Genomic DNA, 16,843 nt, shown 5'->3' on the forward strand with positions numbered 1-16,843 from the left:
CAAAGACACTCAGAAATAACTTTGCGTCTTTGCGCCTTTGCGTGAAATTGTAATTCTAAATACCTTACGATGCTACCTGAGCAGCAGTCCTAGGCCGGCGTCTTCTTCCATCGCTGACTTTGACAGGTGGCTCATCAGGAATCTGCATTAACAATGTTACTGTAGGTTGACATTGCAGTTCCCGACGGATAGAGCGTTGCAATTCTCTTTCTAACATCCCTTGTAAAGCACCCCAATCGACTTCCGTTTGCTCTCCTTCACCGGGTTGTGTAAATTCTGACCAACGAACGCCCAAAATTTCTTCAATTCGCTGTTGTACCCATTTTTGCAGGAGCGATCGCTCTATACTAGTTACCACACCTCTAAGGTGAATTTCTGGCTTGGCTAATAACTTACCACTCCAATCAATAGCTGCGGCGATAGTAACAATCCCTTCCGAAGCCATGCGCTGGCGTTCTTGTAATACCTTAGCGCTAACCATCCCAGAACTAGTAGTATCTACTAATTCAATTCCGGATGGCACTTTACCAGATACACGAATTGAGTCTTCTGTCAACTCCACAATATCGCCATTCTGGAGAATCACCATATTTTCTTCGGGAATACCCATACTTTGCGCTGTTTGCGCGTGCTTCACTAACATCCGATGTTCGCCGTGAAATGGTACGAAAAACTTCGGTTTGGTTAAAGCAATCATCAGTTTTTGGTCTTCTTGACAACCGTGTCCTGAAACGTGAATTCCTTTCTCCCGTCCATAGACTACGTTTGCGCCTTGAAGCATCAGTTTATCTATAGTATTTACAACGGCGATGGTATTTCCGGGAATCGGGTTAGCGGAAAATACTACCGTATCCCCTGGGCGAATTTTAATATGGGGATGCTCTTTATTCGCAATCCGCGTCATTGCGGACATTGGTTCGCCCTGAGAACCTGTAGTCAGAATCAACACATTCTCATCAGGAAGACTGCGGACAGTATGTAGCGGTTGCAACAGATGATCGGGACATTTGATGTAGCCTAGATTACGCGCATGGGCAATCAAATTCAGCATCGAACGACCGACAACTGTGACTGTGCGGTTGTACTTCTGCGCCAGTTCCAAAATCATGTTGATGCGATGGACGCTAGAAGCAAAGGTAGTGACAAATAATCGTCCTGGGGTTTGCGCGAATACCCGGTCAAGATTGGGATAGACAGAACGTTCTGAAGGGGTAAATCCGGGTACTTCTGAGTTTGTGGAATCGCTCAACAAACAAAGCACGCCTTTTTCGCCATGTTCTGCTAATCGTTGTAGGTCAAATTTTTCCCCATCCACTGGGGTGTGGTCGATTTTAAAATCTCCTGTGTGGATAACTATACCTATGGGTGTATGAATCGCTACGGTAAAGCTATCAGCAATGGAGTGGGTGTTGCGAATGTATTCGACAAAGAAGGATTTGCCAATTCTGACAACATCGCGGGGTAAAACAGATCTTAACTCTGTGCGATCGCGTACTCCAGCTTCTTCTAATTTCCCTTCTAGCATCGCCATTGCTAGTCTGGGGCCATAGATTACAGGTATTTCAAATTGTTTGAGGTGAAACGCAATCCCGCCTATGTGGTCTTCATGACCGTGGGTAACAATCATGCCTTTGATTTTATGGCGATTTTCCCGGAGATAGGTAGTATCTGGCAGGACAATATTTACACCATGCATCGCCTCTGTGGGAAAGGCTAAACCTGCATCTAATAAAATAATTTCGTCGTCGTACTCGAAAACACAGGTATTTTTACCAATCTCATGTAATCCGCCCAAAGGAATAATTTTTAGGGCGGAGCTTGTATCGTTTTTAGCCATTTGCTCCTTGAATTGTTGTTTGTGGTTAATTTAAGTTAATAAAGTTAGCATCTTGTATCAAAGACAACATTAGCTGTCTTATCCGGACATTCCCAAAGCAGCCTAGTTTAAATCAGATTTTTCTATTGTTTGTTCAATAAAAATGGATTTTACGCTGAAGGATTCATATTATAGCTATTCAGTCGTAACACAGGCATTGCTACTGTACCTGGTAAAAATTATGTATTTTCCTTGTTTCTTATGTATCTGTAGTAACACTGAACTTGCTAGCAAGTAACAAGCTGGTACTTAGATTAAACTAAGTTCTTTGAGAACCACCTCTAACTTGTGACTAATTTCTGGTTCAGCTTCACATAACGGTAGCCGAGTTGAACCAACCTCCCAACCTTGAATTTTTAATGCTGTTTTTACGGGAATGGGATTTGTAGTTAAAAATAAAGCTTTAAACAGTGGAAAAAGTTGCAGATGTATTTCAGTCGCCACCTCAATTTTTCCCACACCAAAGGCTTGGATCATCTGCTGTAGTTGGTTGCCTACCAGATGTGAAGCTACGCTCACCACACCTTTAGCACCGATCGCTAACAAAGGCAAAGTTAAAGAATCATCTCCAGCGTAAATCTGAAATTCTTTTGGTGTCAAGCGGCGAATTTCACTGGCTTGGTCTAAACTACCACTAGCTTCTTTTATACCAACAATATTATTAATCTCCGCTAACCGGGCAACTGTTTCTGAACTGAGGTTTTGTCCAGTACGACCGGGAATGTTATACAACAGGATAGGTAAGTCGGGACAGGCTTGCGCTACCGCCTGAAAGTGCTGGTAAAGTCCAGCTTGGGGCGGTTTATTATAATAGGGCACAACTTGTAAAGTCCCATGTACTCCTATTTTAGCTGCCTTTTGGGTGGCGGCGATCGCTTCTTTGGTGGAATTAGAACCACAGCCGGCGATGACTTTGGCTTTTCCTGCTACCGCCTGCAACACTTCCACAAACAGCTGATACTCCTCATCCCAAGTCAGGGTAGGAGATTCACCTGTTGTACCACATACCACCAATGTATCTGTACCGTTATTCGCTAGATGTGCTGCTAGTTCTGCCGCTACATCATAGTTGACACTACCGTCTGCTTTAAACGGCGTAATCATAGCGGTTAAAACTCTACCAAAATCTCCCACCCTTTTTCTACTCCTGATTATCCTTCTTATTGTTTGTCACTTGGTGGTTTTATTTCATAATTGTCAGTTGTCAGTTGTCAGTTGTCAGTTGTCTAAAACCAATGACTAATGACTAATGACAATTGACTAATCACTAATGACCAATGACTAATGACTAATAGCTAATGGTTTTAGTAGATTTTTCTCTACTAATAACTCAGCAATTTGCACTGCGTTTAATGCTGCACCTTTACGGATTTGATCGCCACATAGCCATAGTTCTAAGCCACAAGGATGAGAAATGTCTTGACGAATTCTGCCTACTAAAACTTCATCTCGACCAGTGGCTTCAATTGGCATGGGGAAGTGATTTGCCTGCCAATCTTCTACCAACTTAACTCCAGGAGAGTGGCTTAAAATTTCTCTAGCTGACTCTGGGCTAAAAGGGGTCTCAAATTCTATATTAACTGCTTCTGAGTGAGCGCGAAGTACGGGAACCCGCACACAAGTGGCAGTAATTCTTATTTGTTGGTTACCAAAGATTTTGCGGGTTTCGTTAACCATTTTCATTTCTTCTTCACAATAGCCCCAATCGGTTAAGGGGGAATTGTGGGGAAAGAGATTAAATGCTAACGGATAAGGTAATACTTCGGCAACTGGGGTTTTGCCGTCTAAAATCGCCTGAGATTGGGTTTGCACTTCTGCCATTGCTTTGGCACCGGCACCACTGGCAGATTGATAGGTGGCTACTACCAGCCTTTTGATTGGTTGAATTTGATGTAACGGACAAATTGCCACTGCCATTAAAATTGTCGTGCAGTTGGGGTTGGCAATGATGCCTTGATGGGACTCTGCGGCTTGGGGATTTACCTCTGGAACGATTAAAGGTACAGATTCTTGCATCCGGAAGGCACTGGAGTTATCGATGACAACTGCGCCTTGTTCTACGGCTTTTGGTGCCCAAGTTTTAGATGTGGAACCGCCAGCACTGGCGAGGACTATATCTATACCTTCAAAGGCGCGATCGCTTACCGCCTCTATTGCTAAACTTTCTCCTTTAAAGGAGATTGTGCGCCCTACACTCCTCTCGGAGGCTAACAATTTTAAATTTGCTACCGGAAAATTCCGACTTTCCAGTAATTCCAACAACTCCGTGCCCACGGCACCAGTTGCGCCCAAAATAGCTACATTATAGGATTTAGACAACCTTTCTTCCTCCTTTAAGAGGTTATTTTATGATTTATTGAACAGATGCAAAAAATACAAAACTTATTTCCTTAAGAAATCGTAATAGTAAAAACGATTAACATTAAATATATTTTTATTGCTTTTTTATGCTTCCAAAGGCTTTGCCAATGGACATTGTTTAAGATTTTTTGATTTTAATAAATTTAGTCAAGCTTGGCTTTTTGCTTATTTACTTTCTTTTGCTGACATTCATATTTTGTTACTTTTATTTAAGTTATATTATTATACAACGAATTTATTAGCGATCAAAGAATTAAAATTCTGTAATTAATTATTGTTGGGGTTTCATAATTTTCCAGTTCAGTCACCAATTTTGTCTGAGAAATTGTGCTGTCTAGATGATGGATGTACTATGATCCAAGTGAACGAAAACCAGCAAAACAATCAACTGAGCGATGCAGTAGTGCCATCGGTGCCAATAAATCCCAACTGGAAATGCAAATTTCTACTTGAAGACCAGGATATCACGCTGTTAGCCCTCTGAATCATAAATCCACTTATGTGCTTAGATATGGAGTGTGCAACCCCCAATATCAGTAGATAACTTTATGGTTGGGGATCGGGCAACAGTCTTGAGGATGGAGGCGATGGGTAAACTTATTGCACTAAAGTGTTCAGTCATTTGCCATTAGCAGTACACTGGATCTCTGCTGCCGGGCAGAGATTGAGAGTAGGATTCTCATCATCCCCGATCCAGCCAAGAGATAGCAACGAACAGCAGCGAGCGATCGCCTGTGTGTCTGTACTCGGAGTTAAAAATACCAGAAATTCAGAGACAAAGCATGAAAGTCACCCAGGAAAAACTTCCCGCCAGTCAAATAGGGCTGGAAATAGAGATTACACCAGAGATTACCAAACAAACCTACGAACAGGTAATTAAAAACCTAGCCAGTACCGCCAATATTCCTGGGTTTCGCAAAGGCAAAGTGCCTCGGCAAATATTGCTACAGCAACTAGGTACCACTCGGATTAAAGCCGCTGCCCTAGAAGAATTAATTCAAGATGGCATAGAAAAAGCTGTTAAACAAGAAGACATTAAAGCTATTGGGCAACCTCAGTTACGCTCTGACTTTGAAGAATTAATTAAAAATTATCAACCAGGGCAACCGTTAATTTTTTCTGCGGCTGTGGATGTAGAACCAGAAATCGAGCTAGAGAAATACACAGGCTTACAAGCCAAAGCTGAGGAAATTAAATACGATCCGGCTCGCGTTGATGAAGTTCTCGATCAAGAACGGCAAAAACTCGGCACTTTGATTCCCGTGGAAGGGCGTGCAGCCCAAATTGGCGATACTGCGGTTTTAGATTTTAAAGGCGTATTGGCTAAACCTGAGGGTGAAGACGAATCCGCAGAACCTACCCCGATTCCCGGCGGTGAAGCCTCTGATTTTCAAGTGGAATTATACGAGGATCGGTTTATTCCCGGATTTGTCTCTGGGATTGTGGGCATGAATCCTGGGGAAACCAAAGAAATTTCTGCTCAATTCCCCGATCCTTATGCCAATGAAGAGTTAGCAGGTAAACCAGCTGTGTTTACCGTGACGCTGAAGGAAATTAAGGAAAAAGAATTACCAGAATTAGATGATGACTTTGCCCAAGAAGTCAGCGACTTTGATACCTTAGCGGAATTAAGAGCTTCTTTAGAAGAGCGCTATCAAAAAGAAGCAGAACAGAAAACCAAAACCAATCAGCAAGAAGCTTTATTAGCAGAACTACTGAAGCAGGTTAAAGTTGACTTACCCGGAACTTTAATTGAGCAAGAAGTCGATGCTATGCTGACACAAACAGCTATCAGGCTGTCGCAGCAAGGATTGGATGTGCGGAAATTATTCACCCAAGATATTATTTCCCAGTTACGGGCGCGATCGCGCGATGAAGCCATTGAACGCCTACAACGTTCCCTCGCCTTACGGGAAATCAGCAAACGCGAATCTCTCGAGGTGACAGACGCAGAAATTCAAGCTAGAGTCACAGAGTTAATTCAGGAGTACCCAGACGAAGAAGTAGACGAAGATAGACTGCGTTCAGTCGTGGAAAACGAACTAGCCACCGACAAAATCATGGACTGGCTTTTAGAACACTCAACAGTTGAACTTGTTCCTGAAGGTTCTTTAACTACCCCAGACGAGGAAGTAGAAGCAGAAGCAGAATCAGAAAGCACAGCAGAAACTAGCGAAGCGGCTGCAACTGAAGGAGAATAGGCATTAGGGAGACAATTGTAGAGACGCGATTAATCGCGTCTCTAGCCAATGCCCAATGCCCCATGCCCCATGCCCCACATCCCAAATTTCCCGCTAGAATGGTTAACAAATGTTAAAGAAATCACCACATCTGGTGCTATCTTCGCGAGATACTGGGTTACACGAGAAAAATTTAGATAAGGCATAATGGTTAACACATAGCCCAAATAAAAATCTAAATTAGTGAAAGAGACAGCGTATTGCTGCTTCGATGTTTGTCCCACTTAGTTGTCAAATGTTTTTTTATGCTTTTATCGCAGTCGGGAAATTACCCAATTAACAGCTTAAGTCGAATCAATATCAATTCTCACTTGAGCGGCCCAAACAACATTGTACCGATGGTGGTAGAACAATCGGGTATGGGAGAAAGGGCATTTGATATCTACTCCCGCCTGCTTAGAGAGCGGATTATCTTTTTGGGAACGCCAATCGATGATGCTGTTGCCAATTCGATTGTTGCTCAATTATTATTCCTGGATGCTGAAGACTCTGAAAAAGACATTCAGCTATACATTAATTCTCCTGGTGGTTCGGTCTACGCAGGCATGGCAATCTATGATACAATACAACAAATCCGTCCTAATGTTGTAACTATCTGTTTTGGGTTAGCCGCTAGCATGGGGGCATTTTTGCTCACAGCAGGGACTAAGGGTAAGCGTATGTCTTTACCCGACTCTCGGATTATGATTCACCAACCGCTTGGTGGTGCGCAAGGGCAAGCCATTGACATCGAAATTCAAGCCAGAGAAATTCTTTACATTAAGGGTAAATTAAATCAGTTACTGTCTGAGCATACTGGTCAACCCTTAGAAAGAATTGAAGCAGATACAGAACGCGACTTTTTTATGTCGGCAGAAGAAGCGAAAACCTACGGTTTGATTGACCAAGTCATTTCCAGACAAAATATTCCCACACCAGGGGAAAACGTCACCATTCTGAAATAAGAGGCTGGTATGTCTAAGTACGACTCCCATTTAAAATGTTCGTTTTGTGGCAAGTCTCAAGAGCAGGTGCGTAAATTGATCGCAGGGCCGGGAGTCTACATCTGCGATGAATGCGTTGACTTGTGTAATGAAATACTTGATGAGGAATTACTCGATACTAATGGTGCGGCCGCGTCGCAACCAGCACCTAAGTCCGAGCCTCCGCAAAAACGCCGTACCCGCTCTTCCAGTCTTTCGTTTAACCAAATACCTAAGCCTAGAGAGATTAAAAAGTATCTAGACGAACATGTTATTGGTCAAGACGAAGCCAAAAAAGTCCTGTCAGTGGCGGTTTACAACCACTATAAGCGGCTGGCAATAGTTCAGTCTAAAGCCAGCGGTAAACCAGGGACAGAAGACGCTGTAGAACTGCAAAAGTCGAATATTTTGTTAATCGGCCCTACTGGCTGTGGCAAAACACTCTTAGCGCAAACCCTAGCCAAAATTCTTGATGTCCCCTTTGCAGTTGCTGATGCCACAACTTTAACAGAAGCAGGCTATGTAGGCGAAGATGTGGAAAACATCTTGCTCCGACTGTTACAGGTGGCAGATTTGGATGTGGAAGAAGCCCAACGGGGAATTATCTACATCGACGAAATTGACAAAATTGCCCGCAAGAGTGAGAACCCTTCAATTACCCGCGATGTCTCTGGTGAAGGCGTACAGCAAGCTTTGCTGAAAATGCTCGAAGGCACGATCGCTAATGTACCACCCCAAGGCGGCCGGAAACATCCCTATCAAGATTGCATCCAGATTGACACCAGCAACATCCTGTTTATCTGTGGTGGAGCCTTCGTAGGTTTAGAGAAGGTTGTAGATCAAAGAGTGGGCAAAAAGTCAATCGGCTTTGTACAACCTGGAGAAGGGCAAACCAAAGAAAAACGGGCAGCAGATACGCTAAGGTATCTAGAACCGGATGATTTGGTGAAATTCGGCATGATTCCAGAATTTATCGGGCGGATACCGATGGTAGCCGTGGTAGATCCCTTAGATGAAGAAGCTTTAATGGCGATTCTCACCCAACCACGCAGCGCCTTAGTTAAGCAGTACCAAAAACTGCTGAAGATGGATAATGTCCAATTAGACTTTAAACCAGAAGCTTTACGAGCGATCGCGCAAGAAGCCTATCGCCGGAAAACTGGTGCGAGAGCATTACGGGGCATTGTCGAGGAACTGATGTTAGATGTCATGTATGAGTTACCATCTCGTAAAGACGTAACTCGCTGTACAGTGACACGAGAAATGGTAGAGAAGCGTTCCACAGCCGAACTTTTAGTACATCCCTCTTCCCTACCCAAGCCAGAATCGGCATAGTAGTCAAGAGTAGAGACGCGATTAATCGCGTCTGTACAAGAGAAAGGACAAATGATAAATGCCTTACATTAATGTTCGTGGTGTTGAGCATTATTACGAGTGGGTGAGAAAACCATCTAATTCCTGGGTAAAGCCAGTGATGGTTTTCATCCACGGTTGGGCTGGTTCGGCTAGGTACTGGCGCAGTACAGCTAATGCTTTAGTAGATCAATTTGATTGTTTGCTGTATGATTTACGAGGATTTGGGCGTTCTCGTGGTAAACCAAGTATAGTCCAAGCTAGCGAATCTGTTGCCGAATCGCGATCGCTTGTTGAAGAAGCAGCAGCAATTCAGGAATTAACTTATGAATTAGAAGAATATGCTGATGATTTGGCTGCATTGTTAGAAGAATTGCAGCTTCAGCCTGTTTATATTAATGCTCACTCGATGGGCGCATCAGTTGCAGCTTTGTTTTTTAACCGCTATCCCCAGAAAGTTGAACGGGGAATTTTGACTTGTAGCGGAATTTTTGAGTACGACGAAAAAGCCTTTGCAGCTTTTCATAAATTTGGCGGCTATGTAGTGAAATTTCGTCCTCAGTGGTTAGGAAAAATACCCTTTGTTGACAGGATGTTTATGGCGAGGTTTCTGCATCGCTCCATACCCAAAGCAGAACGCCAAGCTTTTTTACAAGATTTTCTCGAAGCTGATTATGATGCGGCTTTAGGGACAATTTTTACTTCTGTGAGTAAAGCCCAATCGGAAGTCATGCCCCAGGAATTTGCTAAATTGACAGTACCAGTACTGTTAGTTGCGGGGGAGTATGACAAGATTATTCCGGCTGCAATGGGGCGACAAGCTGCGGCGATGAATGATAAGGTTGAGTTTGCGATGATTCCCGATACAGCGCATTTCCCTATGTTAGAAGATGCGTCTACTTACCTGCGGCGTGTTGGGGAGTTTTTGCAAATTCCCATAGGAGTTGATTAAGGAAATGACGATTTTCTATGCTGAATGCGCGGATGGGTAGGTGTGGAAAATAGGATTTTGGCACACATAGCTGAAACTCCTTATCTGTAAGACTTTCACAGATTAATTACTTATCTATCGCCCGCGCACCTTACACAGCAAGGCTTTCAGCGATTTTTGGTTTGCTTGTTCTCTATTGCTTGTGTTATGATTTACTCGTCCGCGCACCAGAACCTTGAAAACCTCATATTGCTTAACTTTCAGGCTTCCGCAGTTGAAATTTCATTTACTCCCTATTAGGGATTGAAACCTTCTTCTTTGGTAAGTAAAGGATATCTACCAGCAGGTTGAAATTTCATTTACTCCCTATTAGGGATTGAAACTGTGAAAGAAGATGCTCTCAAACTTGCTGCATGGAGTTGAAATTTCATTTACTCCCTATTAGGGATTGAAACAAGAGCAGTAATGGGGAGCAGGCTTGAAATCTATTTTGTTGAAATTTCATTTACTCCCTATTAGGGATTGAAACTGTTTTTGCCTGATTTAAAGCTGCTGCACCTTGGATGTTGAAATTTCATTTACTCCCTATTAGGGATTGAAACATCTTGAAGTTGATACAGAAGATTTAAAAAAAGCGTTGAAATTTCATTTACTCCCTATTAGGGATTGAAACATTTTCATCTTGCAGTTTAGGAGAGATGCCAAGGTTGTTGAAATTTCATTTACTCCCTATTAGGGATTGAAACACATATTCAACGCTTAATCGTTGGGAAAATAAAGTTAAAATTTCAATTAATTGCTATTAGGAATTTAAATTTATTAATTTCTTAATTCCTCAATTCCTTCACTTTTAAAACCTCATCTAACCAAGCTAAATTTTCTGGTGAAATCCCAGGTACAGGTTCTTGACTATAATCAATCACTAAATCATAATTACCTTCATCGTAGAGTTCACTAATTAAGGTTTGAATATCTACTAAAGGTTCTGTATCACCTTCACGTAAAGGTAACAGAAAAGAAGGTATAGGATTTGGTAAATTAAATGGATATAAATCGGCTTTAGGACGTTTGGTGGCACTACTTACCAAGATTCTATAGTCAGTTTGCAAATTATTTTGTAGTTGCTGTATTGGCTTTCCATCTCGCAGCAAATCAATTTCTACTAAATTGGTATAACTTCCTAAAACTTGTAACCGCTTTTTTGTATATGCATTTCGTCCTTCACCTGGACGTTTGTTTTTTGGCGAGAGAATTTCAATTATAGTTACGACTTCTTGCGTAGCTACATCTCTCACTTCTAAGTAAGTCTCTTTGACGGTTTCTGGCATAGGAACATCAACTGTTACAGATGCGATAGATGGTGATGCGACAGCAATATTAACTGGTTCTGGTGATGATTTTTGTTGCGTATTCTGCACCGCGACATCAGCAACACCAACTAGTAAAGAATCTTCATCAATTGTTTGGTAGATTCGCTTTTCAATGGCAACTTTATATTTAGGACGCAATTGGGGATTCAATTTTCGGAAAATAGCGGCTATGAGCAGATTGTGGATTTCTGACCAAAATAAGGGATTCTCTAAATATGGGTTCATCCCCGGAAATGGTGAAGCCATGATTACAACCTTTAATAATTACTAATTCGTAATTCATAATTTTTGGGTAAATTGCATTCGGTTTACTGTTGTTTGAGAAATTAATAATTTAGAAAATAGCTAATTTACTCAGGGCGTCAAAATATTATTTAATTACTAAAATTTAAATAGCGATCGCTAATCCAGAATAATTAATTTTGAATTACAGGATATTTTAGGTAAATGAGGTACGCGCTTCGGGGCATGGCAGTGCCAATGCCCCTACAATTAACGATTATCTGTACCTCACTAACTTGCAATTCGCTGTACGAATTACGAATTACGAATTACGAATTATTTTATCGTCCTGCCAGAATTTGTGCAGCAGTTAAATCCAAGTTTGAGAAGCTGGGAGAGATGAGGCGTTCTTGGTTGGGGAATGCGATCGCTCTCCTAATTTCTTTTCTCTGCGCCTTTGGGCGAGCAAAAATAACCACAAAGGACACAGAGATAAAAATTAACCTAAACCCAATTCCCGTTTTAATAAATTAATCGACTTAGCACCAATATAATTATCAACCTTAATCAACTTAGGCGGACGAATAATATCTTCCGCAGCAGCTTGTACTGCTGCTTGCACTAGGGCAAAACTCGGTTGATCGCTGATAATTACCTCAGCCCGCTTAACGATCGCTTGCAGTTTGTAAGCGTCTTTTGGTTGGGTAGTCATCACCAGTAGTTCATCTCCCCGCAACCCATGAAGAATCACTTCAGCCGCGCGGGCGATTCCAGAACTCAGGCTAACTATGCCGACGCAATTTTCTTTAGGTAAGGTTTTCAGCAGGTTGAGTTCTTTAGAATAGTCATAGATATCTAGAGGAATCACCCTCACCGCTTTTGGCGCGGCGATGCTTTCTACCTCGCTAATAAAATACCGACTAGTGACGACTGTAGCCGAGGAAGTTTTATCTAGAACAGATGATAATTCTTCCATTCGGATCAACTGGATCGGTATGCGCAAGTCTTTTTCTAATTCATAAACCATTAACTCCCCTGCACCGATGTCGTAAGTAGGTACAGCTACAAGCACTTGGGCGCTACAACGCAAGCGCCAATCTATTTCTGCTAAAAATAATTCTCGCGCTTCCGACAGCGAACAGCCTTGAGAAAGTAGTTCATCAAGTGCTTGCTGGACAATTTTATCTGCTTCGGGATGTTGTTTGAGGATTGGTGATTGCAATTTGCTACCACCCTCATGTCCTTGGGCGCGGACATAAATCCCCGAACCAGCTAGACTTTCGACAAATCCGTCTTCTTCTAACTGACGATAAACTTTACTAATTGTATTGCGGTGTAAACCTGTTTGCATTGCCAGTGCCCGCGTGCTTGGTAGTTTATACCCAGGTGGATATTGCCGGGAAGCGATCGCAAACCGGATTTGATTAAACAGCTGGGTGGATGCGGGAATTTCACTGTCTGGCTGAATACGGAACTGAATCATCACCAAACCTCTTAAGTGCTAATAGCGGCATGTTACCAGCTGCATCTGCTACTTGGAATTTCTCTAAGGAAAATCTTTCGTATACTGACTTTTGTTAGTTGATAATCTGATGGCAGAAAGCTTCGAGATACTGGCATATTTATATCAAATGTTCGTGCAACCCTGGTAAAAACTATTATGACAGAGCAAGCAATCGACACCACAACAGTTCAAATTTCTCAAGATAATCTTTCAATAGTAGCTTACTTAGCACAACCACAGGCATCAGGTTCTTACCCAGCAATTGTCGTGTTGCAGGAGATTTTTGGGGTGAACGAGCATATTCGCGATGTCACAGAACGGATCGCCAAAGAGGGTTATGTGGCGATCGCTCCTGCATTGTTCCAACGCCAAGCACCGGGCTTTGAAACTGGCTATACTTCTGAAGATATCGAAATTGGTAGAGGCTATGCCATGCAAACCAAAGCCTCTGAGTTATTGGGCGATATTCAAGCGGCAATCGATTACCTCAAAACCCTGCCAAATGTTAAAAAAGATAGCTTTGGCTGTATTGGCTTTTGTTTTGGTGGTCATGTAGCATATCTTGCTGCTACCCTACCAGATATCAAAGCTACTGCTTCCTTTTATGGTGCAGGAATTACTACCCGTACACCAGGGGGTGGTGAACCGACAGTAACCCGTACTCAAGATATTAAAGGTACACTTTATGTCTTATTTGGTATGGAAGATGCTAGTATTCCTGCGGAACAGGTAGACGAAATTGCAGGAGCGTTAGAAAAATACAAAATTGCGCACCGTGTCTTTCGCTACGATGGAGCTGATCACGGATTTTTCTGTGACCGTCGCGCCAGCTATAATCCTAAAGTTGCAGCCGATGCTTGGGAGCAGGTAAAACAACTCTTTGGTCAACTGGCCTAAAAACCTCCGCCATCAGTTGTCAGCCATCAATAGTCAGCAGTTAGCCCAAAACAACAGATCCAGAAGGTTCTCTAGTTGTGAATTTTGGAAACCAAAAAACCAAACTAACCGACAACTGACAACTGACAACTGACAACTGACAAATATTAATTTATCTTCAAACGTCATGAATTCCGAATCGAAACGTTCTCAAACAGCCAACTCGCCATTTACAATGGACGATTTTGCCAAAGCGCTAGAAAAACACGATTACCAGTTTCAAAAAGGGCAGATAGTGCATGGTAAAGTGTTCCAGCTTGACCCTGATGGCGCTTATGTTGATATTGGCGGTAAATCGTCAGCTTTTATTCCCCGTGATGAGGCTTCTTTGAGAGCAGTTACCGATTTATCTGAAGTTTTACCACTGCAAGAAGAACTAGAGTTTTTAATTATCCGCGAGCAGGATGCAGAAGGACAGGTAATGCTGTCGCGCAAACAGTTAGAAATTAAGCATATTTGGGAAAAATTGGCGCAAATGCAGGAAAATTCCCAGACTGTACCAGTGCGGGTGACTGGGGTAAATAAAGGTGGTGTGACTGTGGATATTCAATCTTTGCGGGGATTTATTCCGCGATCGCACTTGATTGAGCGTGATAATTTAGAAGCACTCAAAGGTCAAACTCTCACTGCTGGTTTTTTAGAAGTAGACCGCAATAACAAAAAGCTGATCCTGTCCCAGCGTCTAGCGACCCGTTCTAGCAGCTTTAGCTTATTAGAACTCGGTCAATTAGTGGAAGGTAAAGTCACAGGTATTAAACCTTTTGGCGTATTTATCGATTTAGATGGTGTCAGTGCTTTACTGCATATTAAGCAAGTCAGCCAAAAGTTTATTGAGTCTCTAGATAAAGTATTTCAAATTGGTCAGCCAATCAAAGCAGTGATTATTGACTTAGATGAAGGTAAGGGAAGAGTTGCACTTTCTACCAGAGTTTTAGAGAATTTCCCCGGTGAAGTTTTAGAAAATATGGATGAAGTGATGGCTTCAGCTGAAGCCCGTGCTAATCGTGCTAGTCAAAAAGCTGACCAATAGCTGCTTTTATTCATCACACAATTGATTTTCATTTTTGAGACGCTTTTCTTGCTAATTCCTTTTACAGCAAGAAAGCGTCTTTGTATTAGGATAGTTTGCTTTTCATTGTATAGCTGTTGACTGTTGACCGTTGACTGTTGACTGAGTTAAAAGCCTTGTATTGTCAGGGTTTTATCTTAGCTTGATGTTCTAATTTATCTGGCTACAGCGATAGTGTTGAACTAACAATTAGTTTGGGAGCGAATTTCTTGTAAAATATCTGAAATTTCTGCTTCTGATTGAATATGTCGTGCCAAAACTTGCGCAGTAGCCTCTAGCACGCGGTTAGAAAATAACTTAGCTAAATCTTGGCGTAAACCTTGCCCAATATAAAATTTAATTAATACTTCACAAGACATATCTCGACTGTCTGCTATTTTTTTCAGCGATTCTAAGGTATCTTTAGGGATTTCTAGAGATACTGTTTCATGTGGGCGTGAATGCAGTTGTAATATAAATTCTTCTTCAGGGTTGTTCATAAAGTTTTCTCTCTGTACGAGTAGCAGGACGAGCAGAAATGATGCGGGTTCGTAATCCACGTTCTACATAAACTACAAGCAACAAGCGTTGTTCAAGGGAATACCCTATGATAAAAGAGCGTTGTTCGCTATTAGAAGCATTAATCGGGTTTGCATCACCAGTTTGGTAGAAGGGATCGAAGAAAACCTCTGTGGCTTCTTCAAAAGTAATGCCATGTTTTTCGATGTTGCTTTGGGCTTTATTACTATCCCACTCAAACTCAACACCTTGTAGGCGATAAACAATATCCATGCGTTTATTTTATCGTCATAGAGGCGATCGCATTTTTGGTGATTATGGAGAGAGCGATCGCACTACAAGATCTGCGATCGCTCTTTGAGTTTTTCCAACCCGCGATCGCACTTCTCACCGATCAGCCTTGTCCCACATCGCTAGCGTCTGCAACCGATGACTCATCATCACCCCAAAATTTTCCGACCTCTGTTGAGGGGTCATCCACAGCCGTCGAAAGCTCTAAATAACTGTTGTAGATATGCAACGTGCCACTTTCATCTGGTGTGCCATACTTCTCTCCTGGGAATTTGTAATATTCAAACTCAACCCTGCTCTCATCGCTATATTTCTTGTCACCGACCACAATATCGCCATCTGAAACGCTACGGTTAAATGTTGGATCGTAACGCCCTATATTTTCAACGTTGACGTAAGCGTGGTACGACTCGAAATACCAAAATGCCTCTGTGCCATGACTAATCGTGTTTCCTTCACGTTGTCCACCTGGTATTACTCCTCCTCTCACTAACGTGTATCCACTCGTAGACTCTCTGGTACATCCTTGCACAGACTCGCATAGCAAATCACTGATATCGTTACACTGCCATTGAGATCCATAGTTGTCGCCTCCCCAATTTTTTTCACCCTTCAACTTCTCCACTACTGCTTGTAACTGTTGAATTGATGTCACTTCCTGCTTAACAGGCACTGGTGAACTCTCATCTTCCGGTTCTTCCTGACGCTGTACCGACTGTCCTTGAGTTGACTGTGCCGCAGATCGTGTATTTATCTGTTCTACCACCTGGGATGCTACCCGATCTGCTTCCTGCTCATACTTGTCCCCAGGCTCCCCAATGGTCAATTTTGCCTGGAAAGGTGGTAGATGAGGCTGTATCGGTGCTGATACTTGTTTATCTGGAGCATGAATGGGAATATTAGCAAAGTTGTGACCTAAGTGCGATCGCTTTTCCCATCTCTGCACCCAGAAGTCATCCATCTTGGCTTGCAACAGGCCTAATCTTGCTTGTTCTTCAGGAGCGATCGCGCCATACTTTTCCTTAAGTTGTAGTCCAAAGGCTTCCTGCTTATCCTGATTGAAAGCTTCGTTCTCTATTTCTTCCTGTGTAGGAGGTTTCTGGGAATTCTGTTTTGCTTGGATATTATTCGGGCGCAAAGCTAACTGCGAAATACTTCCTTCCTGAGTTGCGGATTTTCTGGAAGAAGATTTGTGGATTTTTTCATGCTTCATAATAACGCCTCGTTTGG

15 protein-coding genes and 1 CRISPR repeat array are annotated in these 16,843 nt (G+C 42.4%); of the genes, 6 read left to right on the forward strand and 9 right to left on the reverse strand.

What is annotated here, in order from left to right; genetic code table 11:
- Window positions 1-64 precede the first annotated feature (64 nt).
- From AACW45_RS05850 to AACW45_RS05860, 3 genes are all read right to left on the reverse strand, one after another.
- Window positions 65-1,837 (reverse strand): ribonuclease J, encoded by a 1,773-nt coding sequence (locus AACW45_RS05850; protein WP_190632001.1) that lies wholly within the window; start codon window positions 1,835-1,837, stop codon window positions 65-67.
- 288 nt (window positions 1,838-2,125) lie between these two features.
- Window positions 2,126-3,010 (reverse strand): 4-hydroxy-tetrahydrodipicolinate synthase, encoded by an 885-nt coding sequence (gene dapA / locus AACW45_RS05855; RefSeq protein WP_190543756.1) that lies wholly within the window; start codon window positions 3,008-3,010, stop codon window positions 2,126-2,128.
- A gap of 147 nt (window positions 3,011-3,157) precedes the next feature.
- On the reverse strand, window positions 3,158-4,195 hold the full coding sequence (locus AACW45_RS05860; RefSeq protein ID WP_190632003.1) for an aspartate-semialdehyde dehydrogenase: 1,038 nt from the start codon (window positions 4,193-4,195) through the stop codon (window positions 3,158-3,160).
- A gap of 824 nt (window positions 4,196-5,019) precedes the next feature.
- On the opposite strand from AACW45_RS05860, the gene tig reads away from it, so the two are divergent.
- The 4 genes from tig (at window position 5,020) to AACW45_RS05880 (ending at window position 9,744) form a co-directional block, all read left to right on the forward strand.
- Window positions 5,020-6,438, forward strand: coding sequence for a trigger factor (gene tig / locus AACW45_RS05865; protein WP_190632005.1), 1,419 nt, complete (start codon window positions 5,020-5,022; stop codon window positions 6,436-6,438).
- 284 nt (window positions 6,439-6,722) lie between these two features.
- Window positions 6,723-7,421, forward strand: a complete 699-nt coding sequence (gene clpP / locus AACW45_RS05870; protein ID WP_190632007.1) for an ATP-dependent Clp endopeptidase proteolytic subunit ClpP — start codon at window positions 6,723-6,725, stop codon at window positions 7,419-7,421.
- Between the two features lie 9 nt (window positions 7,422-7,430).
- Complete coding sequence (gene clpX / locus AACW45_RS05875) at window positions 7,431-8,774, forward strand: ATP-dependent protease ATP-binding subunit ClpX (RefSeq protein WP_096644909.1); 1,344 nt, start codon at window positions 7,431-7,433, stop codon at window positions 8,772-8,774.
- Between the two features lie 58 nt (window positions 8,775-8,832).
- Window positions 8,833-9,744, forward strand: coding sequence for an alpha/beta fold hydrolase (locus tag AACW45_RS05880; RefSeq protein ID WP_190632009.1), 912 nt, complete (start codon window positions 8,833-8,835; stop codon window positions 9,742-9,744).
- A gap of 252 nt (window positions 9,745-9,996) precedes the next feature.
- A CRISPR array of direct repeats spans window positions 9,997-10,469; the repeat unit is 37 nt; unit sequence GTTGAAATTTCATTTACTCCCTATTAGGGATTGAAAC.
- Between the two features lie 81 nt (window positions 10,470-10,550).
- Here the strand turns inward: AACW45_RS05880 and AACW45_RS05885 are convergent.
- From AACW45_RS05885 to AACW45_RS05895, 3 genes are all read right to left on the reverse strand, one after another.
- Window positions 10,551-11,339, reverse strand: coding sequence for a DUF4058 family protein (locus AACW45_RS05885; protein ID WP_190632012.1), 789 nt, complete (start codon window positions 11,337-11,339; stop codon window positions 10,551-10,553).
- A 317-nt stretch (window positions 11,340-11,656) separates the two neighbouring features.
- The gene (locus AACW45_RS05890; RefSeq protein ID WP_190632014.1) at window positions 11,657-11,794 is read right to left on the reverse strand and encodes a hypothetical protein; all 138 of its coding nucleotides are present in this window, start codon (window positions 11,792-11,794) and stop codon (window positions 11,657-11,659) included.
- 20 nt (window positions 11,795-11,814) lie between these two features.
- The gene (locus tag AACW45_RS05895; protein ID WP_096644906.1) at window positions 11,815-12,798 is read right to left on the reverse strand and encodes a GntR family transcriptional regulator; all 984 of its coding nucleotides are present in this window, start codon (window positions 12,796-12,798) and stop codon (window positions 11,815-11,817) included.
- A gap of 177 nt (window positions 12,799-12,975) precedes the next feature.
- On the opposite strand from AACW45_RS05895, the gene AACW45_RS05900 reads away from it, so the two are divergent.
- Together AACW45_RS05900 and AACW45_RS05905 are read left to right on the forward strand one after the other, a co-directional pair.
- The gene (locus AACW45_RS05900) at window positions 12,976-13,716 is read left to right on the forward strand and encodes a dienelactone hydrolase family protein (RefSeq protein ID WP_190632016.1); all 741 of its coding nucleotides are present in this window, start codon (window positions 12,976-12,978) and stop codon (window positions 13,714-13,716) included.
- Between the two features lie 166 nt (window positions 13,717-13,882).
- On the forward strand, window positions 13,883-14,785 hold the full coding sequence (locus AACW45_RS05905) for a S1 RNA-binding domain-containing protein (protein WP_190632018.1): 903 nt from the start codon (window positions 13,883-13,885) through the stop codon (window positions 14,783-14,785).
- A 221-nt stretch (window positions 14,786-15,006) separates the two neighbouring features.
- On the opposite strand, the gene AACW45_RS05910 is transcribed toward AACW45_RS05905, so the two are convergent.
- The 3 genes from AACW45_RS05910 to AACW45_RS05920 all read right to left on the reverse strand — a co-directional run bounded on the left by AACW45_RS05910 (window position 15,007) and on the right by AACW45_RS05920 (window position 16,826).
- Window positions 15,007-15,303 (reverse strand): hypothetical protein, encoded by a 297-nt coding sequence (locus tag AACW45_RS05910; protein ID WP_190632020.1) that lies wholly within the window; start codon window positions 15,301-15,303, stop codon window positions 15,007-15,009.
- Window positions 15,290-15,595, reverse strand: coding sequence for a BrnT family toxin (locus tag AACW45_RS05915; RefSeq protein ID WP_190632022.1), 306 nt, complete (start codon window positions 15,593-15,595; stop codon window positions 15,290-15,292). Before AACW45_RS05915 ends, AACW45_RS05910 begins: the two co-directional genes overlap by 14 nt.
- A gap of 121 nt (window positions 15,596-15,716) precedes the next feature.
- Window positions 15,717-16,826, reverse strand: a complete 1,110-nt coding sequence (locus AACW45_RS05920; RefSeq protein ID WP_190632025.1) for a hypothetical protein — start codon at window positions 16,824-16,826, stop codon at window positions 15,717-15,719.
- Window positions 16,827-16,843: the final 17 nt, after the last annotated feature.

The sequence above is a fragment of the Calothrix sp. FACHB-168 genome (assembly GCF_963889195.1).
In the GTDB taxonomy this organism is placed as follows: domain Bacteria; phylum Cyanobacteriota; class Cyanobacteriia; order Cyanobacteriales; family Nostocaceae; genus Aulosira; species Aulosira anomala_A.

Coding starts and splice junctions, on each gene's coding strand:
- AACW45_RS05850 (WP_190632001.1), bottom strand. CDS start 1,837: ATGGCTAAAAACGATACAAGCTCCGCCCTAAAAATTATTCCTTTGGGC.
- tig (WP_190632005.1), top strand. CDS start 5,020: ATGAAAGTCACCCAGGAAAAACTTCCCGCCAGTCAAATAGGGCTGGAA.
- clpP (WP_190632007.1), top strand. CDS start 6,723: ATGCTTTTATCGCAGTCGGGAAATTACCCAATTAACAGCTTAAGTCGA.
- clpX (WP_096644909.1), top strand. CDS start 7,431: ATGTCTAAGTACGACTCCCATTTAAAATGTTCGTTTTGTGGCAAGTCT.
- AACW45_RS05880 (WP_190632009.1), top strand. CDS start 8,833: ATGCCTTACATTAATGTTCGTGGTGTTGAGCATTATTACGAGTGGGTG.
- AACW45_RS05885 (WP_190632012.1), bottom strand. CDS start 11,339: ATGGCTTCACCATTTCCGGGGATGAACCCATATTTAGAGAATCCCTTA.
- AACW45_RS05895 (WP_096644906.1), bottom strand. CDS start 12,798: ATGATTCAGTTCCGTATTCAGCCAGACAGTGAAATTCCCGCATCCACC.
- AACW45_RS05900 (WP_190632016.1), top strand. CDS start 12,976: ATGACAGAGCAAGCAATCGACACCACAACAGTTCAAATTTCTCAAGAT.
- AACW45_RS05905 (WP_190632018.1), top strand. CDS start 13,883: ATGAATTCCGAATCGAAACGTTCTCAAACAGCCAACTCGCCATTTACA.
- AACW45_RS05910 (WP_190632020.1), bottom strand. CDS start 15,303: ATGAACAACCCTGAAGAAGAATTTATATTACAACTGCATTCACGCCCA.
- AACW45_RS05915 (WP_190632022.1), bottom strand. CDS start 15,595: ATGGATATTGTTTATCGCCTACAAGGTGTTGAGTTTGAGTGGGATAGT.
- AACW45_RS05920 (WP_190632025.1), bottom strand. CDS start 16,826: ATGAAGCATGAAAAAATCCACAAATCTTCTTCCAGAAAATCCGCAACT.